The 20417-nt window shown below is 33.7% G+C and carries 24 protein-coding genes and 1 pseudogene; 10 read left to right on the forward strand and 15 right to left on the reverse strand.

All coding sequences use genetic code 11. The features are described 5' to 3' along the window. Positions 1–99 precede the first annotated feature (99 nt). Together M1D73_RS16975 and M1D73_RS16980 are read right to left on the reverse strand one after the other, a co-directional pair. Positions 100–456 carry a hypothetical protein gene (locus M1D73_RS16975; RefSeq protein ID WP_001229415.1) on the reverse strand — a complete coding sequence of 119 codons (357 nt, stop codon included), beginning with the start codon at positions 454–456 and terminating at the stop codon, positions 100–102. Positions 457–743: 287 nt separating this feature from the next. Continuing rightward, positions 744–830 (reverse strand): annotated as a pseudogene (locus M1D73_RS16980) (transposase); the annotation flags it as partial. A 139-nt stretch (positions 831–969) separates the two neighbouring features. Between M1D73_RS16980 and M1D73_RS16985 the strand changes: the two are divergent. After that, positions 970–1299: a hypothetical protein gene (locus M1D73_RS16985; protein WP_000566269.1), complete on the forward strand. Its 330-nt coding sequence runs from the start codon at positions 970–972 to the stop codon at positions 1297–1299. A gap of 671 nt (positions 1300–1970) precedes the next feature. Here M1D73_RS16985 and ybaK read toward each other — a convergent pair. Then, positions 1971–2447 (reverse strand): Cys-tRNA(Pro) deacylase, encoded by a 477-nt coding sequence (gene ybaK / locus M1D73_RS16990; protein WP_000710860.1) that lies wholly within the window; start codon positions 2445–2447, stop codon positions 1971–1973. Between the two features lie 340 nt (positions 2448–2787). Between ybaK and M1D73_RS16995 the strand changes: the two genes are divergently transcribed. From M1D73_RS16995 to M1D73_RS17005, 3 genes are all read left to right on the forward strand, one after another. Continuing rightward, positions 2788–4065 carry a histidine--tRNA ligase gene (locus M1D73_RS16995; protein ID WP_121868247.1) on the forward strand — a complete coding sequence of 426 codons (1278 nt, stop codon included), beginning with the start codon at positions 2788–2790 and terminating at the stop codon, positions 4063–4065. A 160-nt stretch (positions 4066–4225) separates the two neighbouring features. After that, positions 4226–4537, forward strand: coding sequence for a hypothetical protein (locus M1D73_RS17000; RefSeq protein ID WP_000860725.1), 312 nt, complete (start codon positions 4226–4228; stop codon positions 4535–4537). Between the two features lie 256 nt (positions 4538–4793). Beyond that, a complete protein-coding gene (locus M1D73_RS17005; protein WP_121868246.1) occupies positions 4794–5393 on the forward strand; it encodes a hypothetical protein in 600 nt (199 codons plus the stop codon). A gap of 82 nt (positions 5394–5475) precedes the next feature. Here M1D73_RS17005 and M1D73_RS17010 read toward each other — a convergent pair whose 3' ends face one another. Next, entirely contained in the window at positions 5476–5856 is a 381-nt protein-coding gene (locus M1D73_RS17010) for a winged helix-turn-helix transcriptional regulator (protein ID WP_000340580.1), read from the reverse strand. A gap of 129 nt (positions 5857–5985) precedes the next feature. Between M1D73_RS17010 and M1D73_RS17015 the strand changes: the two genes are divergently transcribed. Both M1D73_RS17015 and M1D73_RS17020 read left to right on the forward strand, forming a co-directional pair. Beyond that, positions 5986–6669 (forward strand): NAD(P)H-dependent oxidoreductase, encoded by a 684-nt coding sequence (locus M1D73_RS17015; protein WP_121868245.1) that lies wholly within the window; start codon positions 5986–5988, stop codon positions 6667–6669. A 154-nt stretch (positions 6670–6823) separates the two neighbouring features. Further along, entirely contained in the window at positions 6824–7105 is a 282-nt protein-coding gene (locus M1D73_RS17020; protein WP_002026117.1) for a DUF1292 domain-containing protein, read from the forward strand. A 50-nt stretch (positions 7106–7155) separates the two neighbouring features. Here the strand turns inward: M1D73_RS17020 and M1D73_RS17025 are convergent, their stop codons facing one another. Then, positions 7156–8214 (reverse strand): pyruvate kinase, encoded by a 1059-nt coding sequence (locus M1D73_RS17025; RefSeq protein ID WP_000151079.1) that lies wholly within the window; start codon positions 8212–8214, stop codon positions 7156–7158. A gap of 282 nt (positions 8215–8496) precedes the next feature. Between M1D73_RS17025 and M1D73_RS17030 the strand changes: the two genes are divergently transcribed. Then, positions 8497–8973, forward strand: a complete 477-nt coding sequence (locus M1D73_RS17030; protein WP_001056353.1) for a hypothetical protein — start codon at positions 8497–8499, stop codon at positions 8971–8973. Positions 8974–9044: 71 nt separating this feature from the next. Continuing rightward, complete coding sequence (locus M1D73_RS17035; RefSeq protein WP_121868244.1) at positions 9045–9983, forward strand: hypothetical protein; 939 nt, start codon at positions 9045–9047, stop codon at positions 9981–9983. A 62-nt stretch (positions 9984–10045) separates the two neighbouring features. Here M1D73_RS17035 and M1D73_RS17040 read toward each other — a convergent pair whose 3' ends face one another. The 5 genes from M1D73_RS17040 to M1D73_RS17060 form a co-directional block, all read right to left on the reverse strand. Next, the gene (locus M1D73_RS17040; RefSeq protein WP_121868243.1) at positions 10046–10762 is read right to left on the reverse strand and encodes a hypothetical protein; all 717 of its coding nucleotides are present in this window, start codon (positions 10760–10762) and stop codon (positions 10046–10048) included. Positions 10763–11100: 338 nt separating this feature from the next. Beyond that, complete coding sequence (locus M1D73_RS17045; RefSeq protein WP_000716965.1) at positions 11101–11859, reverse strand: SDR family oxidoreductase; 759 nt, start codon at positions 11857–11859, stop codon at positions 11101–11103. Positions 11860–11916: 57 nt separating this feature from the next. Further along, complete coding sequence (locus M1D73_RS17050; RefSeq protein WP_000036884.1) at positions 11917–13575, reverse strand: putative ABC transporter permease subunit; 1659 nt, start codon at positions 13573–13575, stop codon at positions 11917–11919. After that, positions 13568–14293 (reverse strand): ABC transporter ATP-binding protein, encoded by a 726-nt coding sequence (locus tag M1D73_RS17055; protein ID WP_086692880.1) that lies wholly within the window; start codon positions 14291–14293, stop codon positions 13568–13570. Before M1D73_RS17055 ends, M1D73_RS17050 begins: the two co-directional genes overlap by 8 nt. An 88-nt stretch (positions 14294–14381) precedes the next feature. Continuing rightward, positions 14382–14576, reverse strand: coding sequence for a hypothetical protein (locus tag M1D73_RS17060; RefSeq protein ID WP_000958863.1), 195 nt, complete (start codon positions 14574–14576; stop codon positions 14382–14384). A gap of 179 nt (positions 14577–14755) precedes the next feature. Between M1D73_RS17060 and M1D73_RS17065 the strand changes: the two genes are divergently transcribed. Both M1D73_RS17065 and M1D73_RS17070 read left to right on the forward strand, forming a co-directional pair. After that, a complete protein-coding gene (locus M1D73_RS17065; protein ID WP_121868242.1) occupies positions 14756–15115 on the forward strand; it encodes a DUF3796 domain-containing protein in 360 nt (119 codons plus the stop codon). Beyond that, positions 15103–15303, forward strand: coding sequence for a helix-turn-helix transcriptional regulator (locus M1D73_RS17070; protein WP_000896307.1), 201 nt, complete (start codon positions 15103–15105; stop codon positions 15301–15303). The genes M1D73_RS17065 and M1D73_RS17070 overlap by 13 nt, the downstream gene beginning before the upstream one ends. Positions 15304–15382: 79 nt before the next feature. On the opposite strand, the gene M1D73_RS17075 is transcribed toward M1D73_RS17070, so the two are convergent. The 5 genes from M1D73_RS17075 to M1D73_RS17095 form a co-directional block, all read right to left on the reverse strand. Continuing rightward, positions 15383–16348 carry a tubby C-terminal domain-like protein gene (locus tag M1D73_RS17075; protein ID WP_069355961.1) on the reverse strand — a complete coding sequence of 322 codons (966 nt, stop codon included), beginning with the start codon at positions 16346–16348 and terminating at the stop codon, positions 15383–15385. A gap of 329 nt (positions 16349–16677) precedes the next feature. Continuing rightward, positions 16678–17388 carry a YjjG family noncanonical pyrimidine nucleotidase gene (locus M1D73_RS17080; protein ID WP_078438847.1) on the reverse strand — a complete coding sequence of 237 codons (711 nt, stop codon included), beginning with the start codon at positions 17386–17388 and terminating at the stop codon, positions 16678–16680. A gap of 44 nt (positions 17389–17432) precedes the next feature. Beyond that, positions 17433–18347, reverse strand: a complete 915-nt coding sequence (locus tag M1D73_RS17085; protein ID WP_121868241.1) for a phosphotransferase family protein — start codon at positions 18345–18347, stop codon at positions 17433–17435. A gap of 121 nt (positions 18348–18468) precedes the next feature. Then, the gene (locus tag M1D73_RS17090) at positions 18469–19488 is read right to left on the reverse strand and encodes a tyrosine-protein phosphatase (protein WP_000437797.1); all 1020 of its coding nucleotides are present in this window, start codon (positions 19486–19488) and stop codon (positions 18469–18471) included. 89 nt (positions 19489–19577) lie between these two features. Then, a complete protein-coding gene (locus tag M1D73_RS17095) occupies positions 19578–20417 on the reverse strand; it encodes a hypothetical protein (RefSeq protein WP_098213138.1) in 840 nt (279 codons plus the stop codon).

The raw sequence follows: 20417 nt of genomic DNA on the forward strand, positions 1-20417 counted from the left end.
TTTTCCATAACTATCTTTATTTTTGTGTAAAACCTTTCTTTCTCTGAATAATACGTACAAAAATAGATTGGATACCATGTAGGCACCAATCTATTTTAATTAAAGAAACTGTGTCAATTCTGAGTTCACAACACGTTGTGCAGTAATAATAACATTTTCAGCTGTTAGTCCATAAACACTATATAGTCCACCAGGTTGATTAGGAACAATTTGAACTTCATATTCAAATGCTTGTCCAAGAGCAGGATGAACTAAACTTAGAGTTGCAAAAGTAGAAGCATTAGAATTCACATTGAAGTTTACCTGTTCAATTAATACTAATGAACCGTCAAGTCTAAAAACTCTAGCTACTCCAGTAAGTGGGCCCGCAGTACGGTTAAGGATCTTCACCCTAACTTTATTTGCATTAGCAGGTTGATTTCCTACGTTTTCAATTGGTCCTGTAGTAAGAGCCATATAACATCACCTCCATTATATTATTATTATATTCAACGATAAACATTAATGTTATAGTCTAATTACCCAATTTACTTAAAATAAAAAGAAGCTCCAAATTCTATTATATTTAGGTCATAGATATTAAACTTAATAAAATCAAAGGCAGGAACATATTTGATATGTTCCTGCCTTTTTATTGTGAGAAACCGATAAATAGCCCTCTAGCTAAGATTTTAAAGTGCTACAAAATCAAAAATTTTATCTCACCAAAGTTTTCTATGAGAATCCAGTGAACAGCTTATTTACATAATTTTTGTTCTCAGAAGTTGATCTTGTAGCGCTCTTTCTCGTAATTCACTATGTTTTCCAAAGAAAATAGTGAAAAACAGGGCGGTGAATACATTTACAAAATGACAAAACTGTAAGAATACACGAATGTTTGTAAGAAAGTTCGATGTTTTCTTTTTCCTTTTTTTATTATAGTGAAAAAGAAGAACAAAATATTCTCTTATGTAGGAAAGGAAGATAATAATGATCGATCTATTAAATAAATGGATGTTAGAAAGTACAGCCAATTTTAATATCGTTGTAGGACTTACAGCACTTCTATTTTTTGGTTCAGTAATTGCACTTATTATTATTTACAAAAAAATTGGTAAACCGGTTGAAAGAACAAATACTATTTATTTAAAAATTACTTCTCGTATGTTTACTACTCAAATTCTAATGAATGCTATATTTATTTCTTTAGTTGGTAAAGATATTGAGAATTTTCGTCAAATCTTTATATTATTTGAAGCTTTTGTATTCTTTATTGGAGCTATTTATTCGTTTAAATTATATAGACAGGAGTACAAATGATTCACTTATAAGAAACAATAAAAAACAGTAGTGATTTTACATTACTGTTTTTTATTGTTCATTTTTAATTGTAAACTTTTCATTTTTAGTTAACTGTATATTCTATACATATGAGGTTAACATAACCCATCATTAGCGTTAGCGAGGAAAAAGGACAACCCTGCTCTCACAAGTGAACCCTTTTTTAGTTCTATGAATCTATACATATTATATACATTCCTATCCTAACGTGGTTTTAGTGCTCTTGTTTGTTACTGGATTAGCCAAAAAACTGTATAAAATCTTGCATACTATTAGCGTGTTTTTTCAAAAATACTGGCATCCCCCAATTGGTGCTTTCTTATGGATATTGCTTGACTCCTCATTAAACACTCTCCGGTTCTTTGTCTATCTTTAGGAATAAACCCTGCTTGTTTATTTCAAGTTCTTGCATCGAGGTTTTACCTTCTCCCAAAGCCAAACAAACAATTCAGATTACATGCCTATATCAAACTAAACATTCAATCTTTATCCAGTTTGTAAATAAAAAAGGACAATCAGCCCTCACCAATCGGGCTTTTACGGGCAGTTGATCCCCACCTAATTTCTTTGCTTCCGCCGAAATTTGAGATGAGGGTCTTACTGCCCGGCAAATAGCGGGATAAAACTAGAACTTCTTTTCCTATGTATATTTACTTCGTTACCTCTCCAAACTGCGCTCTCGTCACTTTCGCCAAGTCATCTACTTTAAGCTCAATTTGTATACCAATTTTCCCGCCACTTACTATCATCGTTTCAAGTGATTGGGCACTTTCATCAATACATGTAGAAAATAACTTCTTCATTCCGACTGGTGAACAACCACCGCGAATATATCCTGACACTTTCGTAATATCTTTAACAGGAATCATTTCAATTTTCTTTTCACTTACTGCTTTTGCGGCAGCTTTTAAATTTAGTTCCTCATCTACCGGAATAATAAACACATGATAATTTTTACTATTCCCTTGAGCGATTAACGTTTTATATACTTCTCTCACTTCTCGTCCAATTTTCTCGGCTACTGATACGCCATCAATTTTCCCATCGTCTGGATCATATGACATCATCGAATATTCAATTTTTTCTTTATCTAATATTCGCATCGCATTTGTTTTATCTTTTTTCATAGTGATCTCCTTAAAAGGTTATTTCATATTATTAAGTTTTATTATACACCCTTTTCCATTTCTCCTACATAACTTCACGTATATTTCAAAACTAAAAATATTGATAATTCAAAAATCATCTGATATAATTTGGAAAAACTTACGTTAAGGAGAGATTTGTAATGCGAAATTTTAATACTTCTTTCCAACTTCATCATCATACGTAACGCCGTGTATCCGAAGAAAAATTTTTCTTCGTGGGTACAGGGCTTTTCCTGTTGACCCACGAAGCGTTCATAAAGCTATGTGGGTATTTATATACCTGCATAGCTTTTTTTAATTTGAAAAAGGAGTGATTATGATGGAAATGAGAAATGTAAAGGGAACGAAAGACTATTTACCAGAGGAGCAAGTGCTGCGAAATAAAATTAAAAGAGCTTGTGAAGATACGTTTGAACGATACGGATGCAAACCGTTAGAAACACCAACGTTAAATATGTATGAGCTTATGTCATACAAGTACGGCGGTGGTGATGAAATATTAAAAGAAATATATACACTTCAGGATCAAGGAAAACGCGACCTTGCCTTACGATACGATTTGACAATTCCATTCGCAAAAGTCGTGGCAATGAATCCGAACCTCCGCCTCCCTTTTAAACGTTATGAGATTGGGAAAGTATTTCGAGATGGGCCAATTAAACAAGGAAGATTTCGTGAATTTATACAATGCGACGTTGATATCGTCGGTGTTGAGTCTGTCATGGCAGAAGCTGAACTTATGAGTATGGCGTTTGAACTGTTCCAAACGTTAAACTTAGAAGTAACGATCCAATATAACAACCGAAAATTATTAAACGGTATTCTCGAGTCTATTAACATCCCTACTGAGTTAACGAGTGACGTCATTTTGTCATTAGATAAAATCGAAAAGATTGGGATTGATGGTGTACGAAAAGATGTATTAGAGCGCGGGATTTCTGAAGAAATGGCTGATACGATATGTAATACCGTATTATCTTGTCTAAAGCTTACTATCGCTGACTTTAAAGAAGCTTTCAATAATCCACTCGTTGCCGATGGAGTAAACGAATTACAACAATTACAGCAATATTTAATCGCCCTTGGAATAAATGAAAATACGATATTCAACCCGTTTTTAGCGCGAGGACTCACAATGTATACAGGTACTGTATATGAAATCTTTTTAAAAGATAGATCGATTACATCTAGCATCGGTAGCGGCGGCCGTTACGATAACATTATCGGAGCATTCCGTGGTGATAATATGAACTATCCAACAGTCGGTATTTCATTCGGTTTAGACGTTATTTATACAGCACTATCGCAGAAAGAAACAATCTCATCTACAGCGGATCTATTTATCATCCCACTCGGGACAGAGTTACAATGCTTACCAATTGCCCAGCAATTACGTTCTACCACTTCCTTAAAAGTCGAACTAGAACTAGCAGGACGCAAATTAAAACGTGCCCTTAATTATGCCAATAAAGAGAATATCCCTTATGTGCTTATTATTGGGGAAAACGAACTTAGTACAAACACTGTTGTGTTGCGGAATATGCAGGAAGGTAGTGAGGTGAAGGTTCCGATTTCTTCTTTAAGTAATTATTTATAATACGAACCACCCTCGTTTGGGTGGTTTTTCTATTTTATAGATACCCAACAATTAGTTTACATAAAATTATTATATTCTATTAAAAATACAAATAAACAATATCCAATTATCTATTTTTTTTGGTAATATATAGATACGAATTGTTTTAGGAGGATTCACTTTGAAAACCTACATTCAAGCACTAAAGTGGACTACAGGGATCTATCATCTTTTATTACTTCCTTGTTATTATGTATTTCCAAGTCTTGTTAACCTATATGGGTTACCTTTACTACTATTGATTGTTTTACATATCAATACTATTTTATTAGCTAAAAAAGAAGGCATGAATACGTACCCTCATTATATCGGTATTATCGTTACTCTAGTTGCCTTCTTTCCTTATATAGACATCTTTCTACATATGATAGCAGCCATTTTCCTTTTATTAGATGCTGCTTCTACGAATGCAAAAGAAGTGTATGATTCATAACAGGATGAAATGAAACTTTAATCAGTAGAGTTTTGAAGTCGGTTAGCAAATTGCAAAACTTACACAATAACTTCATTGCTAACACCCAAAAAGGATTTACTTTTTAAGTAAATCCTTTTTTAAATTCCCCTCCTTACTCCAGAATAATAAAAGAATATTCTGTTTAATTTTTATAAATTTCTAAATATTTATAATACATTCGAATTAACATACATTTTAGTTATGTAAAAAATCTAAGTTTTAAGGAGATGAATCCATGCTTAAAAAGTTGGTAGCAGGTGCATTATTAACTGTTTCGTCGTTAACTGGAGGAATGGGATTAGTATCAGCTAGTACCGAAAAAGATTATACGATTTCCTCTTTCGAATATGTAACTGTAGATGAAAAGACTGTTGATTCGTTTAACAAATTGAGTGCTCCATCAAGGGAAGACGTAAAAATAACGTTAGTTCTACCGAAACAAAATCAAAATGGAGACTGGTTATCTTATGGATTTTCGAGCAAAGAAAGTTTAGAGTCTTTTATTGAAAAAGATAAACAAAGGTTGAATCATTCAATCACTCTCCTTGGTGTTGGAGGAAGCGGACCTGGTAGTACAGACTTCTATAAACTCACAAATCAAGGTAGCGAGTATTTTTCACTAAGTAGCGGTTATAAAAACTTGTCTGCTAGTTGGCAAAATCAAATTGTTTCTGTACGTACAGCAGCTCCTACTGCTAGCTATTCAACAACACTATGGGAACGTACTTCAACTGACGGATATGGAAAAGGTGTTGTTTTTAAACATGCTGATTGGTATGGTCAAACTGCAAACTTAAATAACTTTCCAACTTCAGCAGTTGAAGTTAAAAAGTAAAAAATATAGAAATAAAAGGTGTTTTCACGTATGAAAGCACCTTTTATTTCTACAATTATTTCTTCTATAACAATTTCAACTCTTAATTATTATTTTTCGTATTCCTACTCTCCAAAACTTTCTCCATATTATGAGTTGCCCATTCCATCATTAATAGAATCACTGGACGTAGTGATTCACCAAGCTCAGTTAACGAATATTCAACTTTAGGTGGCACTTCACGGTATACTTCACGATGTATAATGCCATCAGCTTCAAGTTCTCTCAGCTGCAGCGTTAACATTCTTTGTGTGATATTTGGTTTTAATCTTTTTAATTCATTAAAGCGCTTTGTACCATCTAATAAATGATACAAAATTACCCCTTTCCATTTCCCTCCAATCACCTCAACCATAGCTTCAACTGGACAAGAATATTTATTTAAAAATGGGTAATTTATATTATTTTCGTTTGGACAATCCATAATAAATCCCTTCCCTTAACAATAGTATCTTTTTTGATACTATACCACATAAATGTGCGTACTTGTATCTATGTTACTTTAAAAATATAATTTACTTACAAAAATAAATTCATGAAAAGAGGAACTTTTATGACAAATACAAACGAAATTACAAAAGAAAAGATTATGGAGGCTATTCATTTCAGACATGCATGTAAAGAATTCGATCCTATGCACAAAATTTCAGAAGAGGATTTTAAATTTATTTTAGAAACAGGCAGATTATCTCCTTCTTCTTTTGGATATGAGCCTTGGAAATTTATTGTCGTACAAAATAAAGAATTAAGAGAAAAACTACAACCGTATTCATGGGGCGCTGGTGGGCAACTTGCAACAGCTAGTCATTTTGTTATTGTTCTTTCAAGAAACATTAAAGATATGCATTATGATGCAGAGTATATTAAATATATGATGAACGATATTATTGGATTGCCTGAAGACACTCAAAAAATTAGATATGAATTCTTCAAAAAGTTCCAGGAAACAGATTTTAACTTATTACAATCCGATCGTGCTGTATTTGATTGGGCATCTAAACAAACTTATATTGCTTTAGGTAATATGATGACGAGCGCAGCTCAAATCGGTATTGATTCTTGTCCAATAGAAGGATTTGATAAAGAGGAAGTAGATTCTTTACTTCGTCAAGAAGGCATTATACAAGACGATAACTTTGAAGTATCAGTTATGGTTGCCTTTGGTTACCGTAAAGAAGAGCCAAAGCGTGATAAAACAAGACAGACTATGGATACAATTGTTGAATGGATTAAGTAATATAGCACAGACAAATAATGCTCCTAATAGCTGGATACTTATACTAAAGAACTATCAGTCGTTTTTCTTATGTATGAATTTGGTTTTTCATGGAAAGATATGTTAGTATGTATACAGTTTGAGTGCTCTATTTTTAGAGTCGAACAGGAGGAGAATGAATATGTCTGATATTGAAGTTGGCGAAGTGTTTACTCTTAGTGATGAGAATAACGAAGAGCAAGAAGTAGAAGTACTTGGAGCGATGGATGTCGAAGGTGCAGAGTATATTGCTGTTGCCTTTGTTGAAGATATCCAAACAGAAACTGAGGAAGACATTGATATTTTCTTTTTAAAAGTAGAAGAAGATAATGAGTTTTCATACATTGAAAATGATGAAGAGTTTGATAAAGTATCTACTGCGTTTGAAAAGATTTTGGATGAGCAAGAGCAAGAATAGTATGAATGAAAAACACGCGGGCGGATGTATATCCGCCCTCTTTTTATTTATTACTCATCCAGAGACTCACGCAGTAATTGCAGTACATCTTTCATCGCAAAAGGTCCATCTTTTTTAACATGTTCCGCAAATTCTGAAACGAGACGTAATGTTCTCACACTTTCGATTGGATGCTCTCCTGATGCACTTTCAGCTGAAAGCATAACTGCATTCGTCCCGTCCAGTACAGCTTGAAACACATCAGTCACCTCTGCCCTTGTTGGAATAGAATGATCTACCATAGATTGAAGCATTTGTGTTGCTGTAATGACATATGTATTCGTTCGATTACATTCCTGAATCATCATTTTCTGTAAAAGCGGAATGCATTGATACGGTAACTCTACTCCTAAATCGCCCCTTGCAATCATAATTCCATCTGCTTCTTTACATATATCTTGAAAATTCTCGATTGCTTCCATCGTTTCTATTTTTGCAATTACATTAGGTGACGTTTCTTTATACTGTTGTATAAAATCTCGTATTTCTTTTATATGACTAGGTTTTCTTACGAAAGAACACGCGATAAAATCAACATTCTCTTCTAAAAGAAACTGAATATCTTTTTTATCTTTCTCTGTAATAGCTGGTAAACGAACAGCCGCATCTGGTAAATTAACTCCTTTATGAGATGAGATATTGCCACCTGTTTTTACCTTCGTTTCTATTTTGTCCGTACTTATCTTTTCAACAATTAATTCAACTTCTCCATCATTAATTAAAATTCTACTGCCTACTTTCACATCATTCGCAATTCCTTCATAATCAACACTCGCTTCTGTATTACTCCCTGTAACTGGTTGTGTATGTAAAATAAAAGAATCTCCTGCCTGAAGTGTAATTTGCTCTCCCTTCACTTCACCTAATCTTATTTTAGGACCTTGTACATCACCCAAAAATTTAATAGAGTCATCTAATGATTTCACTAAACGAATGATGTCTTTATGACTTTCATGCGTGCCATGCGATAAATTCAGTCGAACAATTTTCATACCATTCTTTATTAACTGTGCTAATGTTTCTTTATTATTACTTGCGGGTCCAATTGTACAAATTCGATCGATTGTCATTTTTGTCACCATCCTTTTTTTAATAAGTTTCCCATATGGACTTAAAAATAACAGAGATTCTGACATGAATAGATTTAAATTTACATGAATTTCATAAAATTAAACCTGTATCCCTTGCTGGCTAAGCATTAGAAGATATATTCGCTTTTTTGCAAATGAAGACATGTTGAATCGAAAGTAAAAGAAACGTTAAGTATGGGATAAACCATTGAGAGTTTCGAAATTTTCATATATTGTATGAATTGAGTTCGAACTCAAAAATTTAAAAAGGTGGGAAAATTAGTGAATATGAAAAAATCTTTATCGGTGACAACTTTAGGGTTAGCGGTTTTAGGTTTTGGTTTTACTAATAACGCAAGTGCTTCAGAGGTCGATACTGTAGACAAGCAGCCCGTTTTAGTTGACTTTGATACAATTCAATCAACAAAAACATCTAGTGTTCCTAGTTTGACTATTGCAGCTGCACCTAAGAATGACTCTAACATTAGCGTATATACTCCCTTTTTTGGTAACCCATATGCAGTTGCTAAATCGAAATCAACTACGACCGAAGACTATGTTTATGCAAAAGCAAGAACTTTCAATGGCGATGGCTCATTAGTGAATACGAAAAGTAATAGTGCAAAAAAATCATCCTTTGTAAGTGCTACAGCGACCAACACAAGCATTTATTATGGAGATGATTACGCTATCGGTAATCATACCTATAAATTAAGTGGTTATAATGATGTGAATCACGAAACAAAAGCTTTCTGGTAAGAAAGAGAAAAAAGATATGCATCTTGCATATCTTTTTTCTCTAATATTTTACATATATTGAGGTGCTATTTATGAAACAAATATATATTATTAGCGGTGTTTTACTTATTTCATTACTTACAATTTATATTTTGTTCAATACTTCATTCATACAACCTCATCCACCTTCCATAGAAAATAAACGAGAGCAACAAACCAATACTATTTCTTACGGATTGAAGGATAATCAAGGCCAACATATTAACAATGGTAGTACAATTACTAGTGAGGATAATAAAATTAATGTAACATTATCATTCGTACATACTATTAATGAAAACCGAAAATATGGATTAATTGTTCTAGAAGATTACGAACAAAAACCTTTTAAAATAGAAGATACTACTACTGAAATATCACACTATTTTTTTGATATGAAACCAAACAGTTCAATGACTACGAAAATCTCTTTACACACTTCTCCTAATGCAAGTGAATTAACCTTTTTAATAATTAAAAAACCTGAATACAAATTAAAAGATAATAACTTAAATAAAGCAGCTATTTTAGAAGATATTCTAAGTATGCGATATTCAATGCATCCTCTTCAGAAAGAAAACGAAAAAATAAAACTCTCCCTTATAGATCCAGATGCTATTCTAAAAGATGGTCTTTACGAACCATTATTTGTTACGAACCGTGAAGAGAACTTACAAACTGTCTTCTTTGAAAAGGAAGGCAAGCAATTAATTTTATCAAACGGTAATGAAACAAATGATGAAATGACTTACGCAATCGTGGCTTTTAAAGATTGGAAACAAGTTGAAATATTTAACAATAGAAAAGTCGTTTATACTAAGGTTGCACCTGAAACGAGGCAAATCTTTAATTTCACATTGCCTTCAGTGGATCAGGAAAGTAATTTGCAACTCGTCGCTTTTCCATTTCCTTATAAAGTTAGCGAAGAAGATTATATCAGTCAACAAACATTCAATTCCTTTCGCATCGTAATTGAAAATGAAAATAAATAAGTTATACTATGCACATTACAACAACCTAAAAAAGGCCTACTCACACGAGTAGGCTTTTGAAACTATGAAAGTTTCGTCAATAACTGATTTAAATCTTTTTTCGTTTTCATCGTTAATGATTTCATTTTATTAATATCGATTTTTTCTTTCTCCGCTCCTACAATTAACGGATACATACTTTGACCGATTGTTTTAGAATCCGTCGGATGTGATGCTTCTAGCTCTTTTTCAATCACATCCCACTTTTCATTAATTTGTTTGCCAAGCTTATTCACTGTTTCCAATTTTGGATTAGCAGCTAACTGCTTGTCCAAGCTATCAATTAATGCTACAACTTCTTTAACATTCGTTTTCACAGCAACACTTTTCTTCGGATCTTTCGTTGTCTTTCCGTTATTGTTTGTGCTTGTACTTGTGCTTTGATCTGTTGTTTTCCCGCTAGTCGTTTGATCATTCGTTTTTCCTGTCGTCTCTTTTTCTTTTGTTTTTACATTTTCGTTTTGAGTTGACGTTTTGCCGTTACTTTCTGTCCCTGATGATTCTTTCGTATTTTTTGCATCCTTATCTGTTTTTTCATTTGAAGAAGTATTAGTTTCTTTTTCAGTATCTTTCGTTGTTTTTGACGCTTCATCTGCACTTGTCGTTTTTGCTTCTCCATCATTTTGCGCAGTTACTTGCTCTTTCTTTTCCGTTTCTTTATCTGATGAAGGACTACAAGCTGCCATAGTAAGCATTGTACCAATTGTTATCGATGCGATAGCGACCTTTTTCATTTTCATATAAATCCCCCTATGTTTTACATAATTTATCCTCCCCTTTACGATTCGATTCCCCCTTAAAAAATCCCTTTTCATAGGAATTATCATCTTTCCGACAGTAATCTTCATAATAATACGTACAAAAACTGATAAACTCATTTTAATATTCGAGTTTCTTCTACTTCATTTTTCTACTCGCAAGTAAAAGAAAAAGAGTATATTGTCACATTAAGAATTACTATCTTCATATGACGATATACTCTTCTATCAAATTTTTATCTTTCTTGACATTTTATTTATACAAAAAAATAAAATTTTCTTTCGTTTTTTGTTTCTCAACGTTTGTTAACATAATATTTTTATGAGTAACCACCATTCGAGTGAATGACTTGCCCAGTAACCCATTTCGCTTCTTCACTTACTAAAAAAGAAATTAAGCGCGCAGCATCCACCGGTTCTCCTACTTTACCTTGTGGGAACTTCCATACTAAATGATGCTTCAGCTCCTCTGTAATCCATCCTGTATTCGTCGGTCCTGGATCTACAGCATTCACTGTAATCCCCTTCTCCATCGCAACTGGTGCTACTGACTTTGTAAATGCTTCAATTGCCCCTTTCGTTGCTGCATATGCTAGTTCATCTGGCATTGGACCTACTGACTGTCCTGAAGTAAGATTAATAATACTCCCGCCCGTTTTAAGTGAATAATGTTTTATAAACAATGAACTTAATAGCATAGTAGCTCGAACATTAACTGTATAATGTTTATCCAACTGCTCTACATCTAATTCCTCAATCCTCGTATGAGTAGAATATACTGCATTATTAACTAGAATAGATGGATCACCTAACCGTTCTGATACCATATAAAACAAACGATTTGGCGAATAAGACTGCGATAAATTAATTTCTGCCATTTCACATCGAACATCGTAACTTTCAATTTCCTTTTTCAGCAAAAAGGGTTCTTGATCACTCATTCCCCATGGCATCGCTTTATCATACTTTGGCCAGTACGTGAAAAAAATGTCTATCCCCTTTTGAGCAAGCACCTTGCATACAGCTGCACCGATTCCATTCAGACGAGTTGCCCCTGTTACAATTGCTATTTTCTTCACCTTTTTCTCCTCCATCTATACACAGATCCCCTGCATGAATACAGAGGATCTATCTTCTTATTGAATATTTGACAGTATACGTTCAGCACCTAATTTTAACATTTTAATAAAGATATAATTTACAATCGTAAACATTACAAATAAAACGATAAACATAACCCATAGTCCGACATGAAGGAAGAAGTATAATACACTTACTCCCCCCACAATAATTAAAGCTATTAAAATATTTGCTAAAAAATTCCACAAAGTTGTATATCGACTTTTAAATAATTTCTGCTCTGTATCCCAATGAATATCTGCAGTTTGTGCGTCCCAGCGTGTTCCGATTAAATTAATTAATAACAACCCGTTCGCACTTAGTAAAAACCACAGTATCATAAAGACTGGAGAAATCCCAGCTACAACTGCCATCGTAATACCGAATACTGCTAAAATGATTACATTAATTAACCAAGCAGTGATTGCTTTCGCAAAAAAGATATCCGAAGCCTTTACTGGTAAATAACGATTCACAAACCAAGAGCTTCCATCTCGCGAAAATGACGTTGTTGCAATGACGTTACTACCCATTAAAAATAACGATGCACAAAGGCCAACACCAATTGCAAATCCCGTTGTCTCTGGATTGTTAATATACTCTGTAATAAACTTTAAATTTCCATCTTGCACAAATAAAATAAAGAACAACATAATTGGCATAACGAAAGTTTGTACAATGCAATTTAAGAAAAATTGTGGTGTACGGAATAACGTTTTAAATTCTTTTTTCACATACGCTTTTAAATGCGAACTTTGTACTGTTGATTTCTGTAAACCTTCCGCCGAAATAACTTGTTTCTTTGCTGTACTCGTTGAAAGTCCAATAACCCCTTTTAAATATGTACGCTCTGCTATGTAATAAAACAACACAAAGAAGACAAATGAAATAACTGCAAAGATTATTACATATAAAGGTCCCTTCCAATTTGCATTTTCTACTAATGCTACTGCTCCAAAATATGTAGTTGGAAAATAGTTTGTCATTTGTACTAAAAGAGAAGACTGGTTGTTTGCAAGGTAATCCGCAATTGCATCTTCAGAAAACGAACTTTTATTTTTCCACTGCAAAAATACGTTAATTCCTACAATAAATAGTATACTTACGATTCCAATAAATATATTTCCTCGGTCTTTATTTTTCGCTATATTTGTATACCTCATAATAACTGTCATCAGTAACGAAGCTAGTACTAACGGCACAATTGGGAAGAGTAAGTAAATGAAAATCATATATATGTAATATGTAATAAATGCGCCACTTTTTAAACCGTACGTAATAAAGATCGGTAATAAAATAAATGAACTCATTACGTATTGTGTAATTAATACTGTTAAAAATTTGGCTGAAATAATTTGCGCTGGTTTTAATGGTAATGGTAATAACATTTCAATGTCATTGCTGTAGTAAAATACAGTTAAAATGTTCGTAATACTCATTAAAAATACCCATATACTCGCAATCGCAAGTCCCATTGCGATAATCATTCCTGGATCTTGCCCTAAATGTATCATTCCCTCATACATTGCATGCGTGATAGAACCAAACAGTAAAAAGCCGACAAATAAAATAGCTGCAAATGAAAATACATACGCCCATCGCTTCTTCTTATCTGTTATAAAATCTGCGTAATTTAACTTTAATAGTACCTTCGTTAACGTCCAAATTTTACTCATTGCCCGTCATCTCCAAGAACATTTTTTCAAGTGATTCATTGGATTTAAAATGATCTCTCATTTCATCTAAATTTCCTTTAAACTGCAAATTCCCCTTATTAATAATAGCAACCCGGTCACATATTTTTTCCGCTACTTCTAATACGTGTGTAGAGAAAAATACAATCTTTCCTTTATCCGCATGCTCTCTCATCATTTCTTTTAAAATATATGCAGATTTCGGATCAAGCCCAGTTAATGGTTCATCTAAAATCCATACATCTGGCTCATGTACGAGCACACCAATAATAACGATTTTTTGTCTCATACCGTGCGAATAACTTTGAATTTGATCAGATAAAGCATTATAAAGATCAAACTTCTTCGCTAAAGACTCTATTCGTTCTTGTCGTACTTCTTTCGACACTTCATACATATCGGCCATAAAGTTTAAATATTCAATTCCTTTTAATCGTAAAAACATATCTGGACTATCTGGTACATAACCAAACGTCTTCTTCGCTTCCATCGGCTCTTCCATAATATTTTTTCCGTTAATCGTAATAGTCCCTTTGTCCACCCCGTGAATACCAGTAATCATCTTAATTGTCGTTGATTTACCCGCACCATTCGGTCCTAAAAATCCAAAGATTTCGCCGCTAGGTACAGATAAACTTAAGTCTTTTACTGCATAGGTAGACCCATTATAACTTTTTGACACATTCGTAATTTCAATCATTCCATCCAATCCTTTCCTTAATTACCAAATAACTATATTGATATTATAGCATAGTTCTATTTTAAGATTTTTACATTTTTCAGTATATTTAACCTTTAAAATAAATATACACCCCTAATCCAACAACTAAAACGACAGCTAGTATAATATAAATCATTGTTAAGCGTTTAATATTCCCCTTTGTCGCTTTGCTATAATTTGCATCACCATTCCGCCCAATTAACACCGTCGCAATGACAGTAATCACTACAAGTAATACAACGATCATAATCCAAGTTAGCATTTCTTCCTCCCCCTCCTTACAACCATTTTACAATATTATCCTCTTTATTTCGCAGCATATTTCCTCTTTTTACTATTATTATGAAGCAAACTGGAAAACTATTATTACCATTCCTATCCAATTGTGATATATTTGTAACATAACGTGACTTATTTCTAACAACGTAAGGAGGACCTATCATGAAAACAACTTGGATAAAATATTTAGGATTTCTCAGTTTCTTCGGTTTCCTCGGATTTTTTTATGAAAAAGGATTGTTTACTATGTTCTGTTTCTTCTCCTTTTTCACATCGTATAGAACAGTTCAACACGATGAACTGTTTGAACAAATTGTCAATAAATCGTGCCGCAATGCATTTATCATTACATTACTAACTACTGCTATCATTATATTTATTGAAATGTTATTTCCAAACTCTACGCTACAAGAGATTGATATCGCTCTTATTTTCGGCACACTCATTCTTACATTCGGTTTTTCTATGTTCTTTTATGATAAACCTGTTGATGAAATGGAAGATGCACCATGGCGTTCGTAACGAAGATAAAAGAATACCGCGCAAAATTGAACATGACACAAGAAGATTTAGCGAAGAGCGTTAGTGTGCGACGTGAAACAATTAGTCATCTCGAAAAAGGTAAATACAATCCTTCCTTACAACTTGCTCACGATATAGCGAAGGCATTACATAGTACGATTGATGAGATTTTTATTTTTGAGGATTGATTAAAGACGTCCAGTCACAAGAATCACATAAAAAAATACCGTCATTCTTTCCAAGAAGAATGACGGTATTTCTTATTGATTATCCATATAAAACCGCATGAAATACGCCTAATAGTAAGTATCGATCCTGCATGTAATCTTCATCATATACATTCATCTCAATGTAATACATATCTTCCTCAAGACGAATATTCCAATCTGCAATTACATAGCCTTTTCGTAATAATTTTCCCATTCCAAATGAAGTTTTATGAACAACATATTCTTCTGCCTTATATGTAAAGGTAAATAAGAAATTTGCATCCAATAACTTTCCGTCACATACAAGTATTTCATGCTCTGCATCATGATTATCTTTGTACATTACTAAAATCCTTCTTTGGCGCTGCCTACTTACATCCTTTGCAATGACGCGAATATTGTCCTTACTATCCTTTATTTCATAAATAATATTACTACCAATTTTCGGAATAAAATCCAGCACTCTCATCAGCGTATTTTTATAATAGCCCCTTACTACACCTACTTGCTCACTTCCATTATAAACCTCTATCGGTGTCGTATCTGCTTTGCTATCACACGGTCGTTTGTAAGAGAGCTGCATCATTCGCTCTCCTCTTAAGTACTGATCAAACGTCACAGGATATTCTATCATGCGCAGTTCTTTATTTAACTCATACAAATAGCGTTGAACACTCTCTATTAATGTTGTAGTAGCTATACGCTCTTGAAGTTCAAATTCTTGCCAGCTGGAAAAAACATTCCATTGATTATGATCCTCTTCATAGAAGAAACCAAGAATTACCTCTTCACGGTCAGCCGTTTCATATTTCATAGGCACGTTCTGCCCATGTTGAACTTGTTCCATCCACTGACCTAAATAAATCCCCAGCTCTGCAACCTTCATACATGATTTTTGAAAAAATACGCTGTCACTCGCGCAAATCGTTACATCTCCTTCGATAAAGCCCTTTGAATAAGCATCATACCGTGGCTCATCCTTCTGCGGGAGATTCTTGTCTAACTCAAATAAAAACTTTAACATTCTTTATTCACCTCTAGTTGTTACACTAATCATACATGACATCGCATCACGCTAGGAAACTATTTATATACGCATATTTAATTCACGCATTATAACACGTGAATGACCTTGTATAGTAGCTCTATTTTTTTGTTCTATATCTTAGTATATGAATTTATATGAGCGATTTTTCAAATATATCTATCGCAACTTACAATATATCAACGATTTTTCAAATATATCTATCGCAACTTACAATATATCAACGATTTTTTCAATATATCTATCACAACTTACAATATATCAACGATTTTTTCAATATATCGATTTTTCGACAAATATCAGCATGATTAAAATGAAGCTACCTTTTCTTCCGCCACTTCTACAATTTCTAAAATTTGTAGCAGACTCTCCACTTCATAAGTCGGGTTAACATCTGTCCCGTTTTCTTTCAAACTCGGATTATACCAACACGTATCAATGCCGTAATCTTCTCCGCCTTTCATATCAGAAGTTAACGAATCTCCAACCATTAGTACGCTTGATTTATCAGTAATCCCAAACTTCTCAAACGCATAATCAAAAATCTCACGTGCTGGTTTTTGATGACCAACTTCTTCAGAAATAATAATGTGATCAAAGAAATTACATAAAGGCGAATTTCCGATTCTTGATTGTTGCACCTTCGTATATCCATTCGTAATAATACCTAACTTGCAATCTTGTAGATTTTCACATAATTGTACTGCGCCTTCTATAAGATGTACTTCCTTCCCTAAATTTTCAAGGTATACATCACTAAATTGCTGCGCATCTACGTCTATATTATGAATTGCAAATAATTGTCTAAATCGCTCTACGGCTAATTCACTTAGCGTAATCATTTTATTTTCTAAATCTCTCCATAATCCATTACTAATCTCTTTATAACTTGCAAGATAATCATTATACCCTGTAGACATACCAAACTGTACAAACGCATTATGTAATGCGTGTCTTTCCGTTTCAGGGAAATCTAATAATGTATCATCTACGTCGAATAATATAACTTTGTATTTCATGATGTTCTCCTCAATTCCTATTTTAAAAGCTTCGTTCTCATTGCTTATAAATTTTTATATATTTCGTGATGAAGCGCTTTAACCCGCTCTTTATAGAATACACCTTTATCTTTTATTTTCAAATGTGCTATAAATAAGTTTGCTAGCATGACTGCTGTATCTAGTCTATAAAATAAACTAACAATATGAGGAGTAACATTAAAGATACTATCATTCTTATATCCATCTTTAAATTCATCCCAACTAACCTCATTTGTTTCAGCTATTCTCATAAGCTCCAGCAATGGATGACCAATTAAAGCGTTATCCCAATCAACTATTGCTTTAACTTCTCCATTATACCCGATTAAATTGGCTGCTCGAATGTCCATATGTAATAAACATTTTACATGATCTGCTGTACTAAGAATATATTCAATTGTTTTTGTATTCGGAAGATTAATTTTACAGTCCGTGATTGTATTAAACCCTTCTATCCGTTTCACAATTCGTTCTGCTATATACTTACTAATGGGCTCTCTAATATTTTGTTTGTAATACAAACCATCAATTGGCATACTATGAAGCTTGCTCACTAACTCCCCTATTTTGCATGCGGAAATTGGCGTACGATCAGCATACACACAATCCGAAATTAAAAAATCAAGTTCGGTTGAAAGATGCAATCCGTGTATCCTTGGTACTGGAATACCTTTTGAATGACAATACTTAGACAGCTCCGCTTCCTTTTGCAACGAAATCCGACTGTTAAATAAGTCTTCATTTATATTTTCCACTTCTCTTTCCCACGGTACTCGAAATGCTAAAGACCCCTTTTCTGAATCTCCTTGAAAAACAATATTTTGCACTCCTGTTCCAATCACCTTTAAATCTTGAATAGCTAGTTCCTTATACTCTTGACTTAGTATTGTTGCCAGCTTTTCTCTTAACCCCTCTGCTTTTACACGTGTATAAATCATTTTCTCCCCCGATTCTTAAGTTCTTTTCATCCATTTTCTCCTCGGTGCACAACATCCTCATTAACAAAATTATAGCAACAATAGTAAAAGGAGGCTAATCCGCTCAGCCTCCTTTTACTTATTAATCTTCTAGTAATAACTCTTTCATTTCCTCTAACGACTCTTTCGTAAAGCCAAGAGCCCTTTCAGCGTATGCTTCAACTGATTCGTATTGCTTTTGAATTTCACCAATCGCAGCTTGCAAGTATTCAGCACGTGCTTCAAACATCGCACCTAATATCTCTCTACTCTCATCGTTTTGTAGTTTTGCACCTAAAAAGGCCATCATTTTCTCGTTTAACTTTTCACGGAAACCGTTACTTAGTAAATAATCTTCCATTACTGTTTTCTCTGGTACACCTAGTAAAAGTAATAATAATGCTGATCCAAATCCAGTACGGTCTTTCCCAGCTGTACAATGGTTTACTAACGGTAAGTTTTCCGGGTTTTGCGCTAAGTTTAAGAAGCTTACGAACGCCTCGTTACCACTTACGAAATCTTGATTCATTTTCACAAGATACTCACCTGGTTTTCCTAACATAGAAAGGTCACCAACTTGGAAAAACTCATTTATATTTAAGTCTTTCGCTAAGTCTTGCATAACTGGTAAGCACACTTGACGAGCACCTGTAATCTCAGGATTTGGCTTATGCTTTACCTCAAAGTCTGTACGATAGTCACAAATTAACTTTAAACCAGACTTTTGTAAATAGTCGATATCCCACTCTGTTAGTCCTGCTAATTCTTCAGAACGGTATAATTTGCCCCATTTCACTTTACGTCCATCTCTCGTTTCATATCCACCCATATCACGGAAGTTAAACGCACCTTGTAATGGCAATCTACGCTCAGCTACTGTCACTGCTTGTCCATTACTTCCTACTAGTCTAAAATATGGACGTTCATTTTCACTCGGGTTTTCAATTGTATATGATAATCCTCCATTTACAGTTGCAAGTAGTTCTCCATTTTCTTCAATATGATCTGGTGAAGTACTCCAATAAATACGAACTTCTTCTATATTATTTGCCCACTTTATTTGTAACGTATTATCTTCAATTCTTTCTACAGTTGCTTGTAGCCAATTTCTTTGCTGCTCCATTCTTTCACCAACGCTTTCTCTTATAATCGAATCTCACTCTATTGTATTATACAAATATCTACTTTGTCGTTCTCATTTTTCTTTTTATCTTACAAACAGGCAAAAAGTTCTTTTACTTGTTCAAAATTTGTACATGGATTACCGCGAAATACGTATGCGATTTGTTCATTACCTAAATCTTCGTATACAACTGTTCCGCGATTAGGGTGCGAATAAAACTCTAACCCGTTTATAATTTGTTTTGGGCCATAGTTCATTGTCCATGAAGAAATAGGATAATACGCTTTGTTTTTATGTCTACAAACCCAAAGTGCATATAGTTTATTAACTTCGTCCCAGTATACATACTGCGTTTCGTCATTTCCGAAACCGACCGATTCAAGTTTCCAATTTAGTTTTTCATGAATTAACAAATTTACATAGGATACGTCATCTGGAGCATTCCACTCTCTACATCTTCCTATCTCACCCATTTCACTTCTCTTCGCTTGAAAGCTTAATAAGTGAAATGATGTATGTAATATCGTTTTCCCAAGCTCCATATTTACTGGTTGTAATTCAAATAGAAATCGTTCCATTTCGTCTTGGTTTACATATCCATGATCAACAGAAATTTCAACTTGTGTTTTCCATATAGATGTAACGTAACTTTCTTTTCCTTTATAATTTACACCTTTCCAATACACAAGCCCTTTATATTGAAAACAATCTCCTTTTGCTTGAGAAATACAGCTATCCGGAAATACTGGTTCCATTATATCGAGAAAAAATTCCTTTACTCGAAACATCCCAGTTGGAGTAACAACCTGAAACCAAAAAGTTCCCCACTTTTCACCTTCATAACGTTCTGAAACTTTGTCAACATTCCAGCCTTCTAACAATACATTTGGATACAATAACACGAATGAATGCATGGATTGCTTTAACAT

Source organism: Bacillus sp. PK3-067, assembly GCF_056738645.1.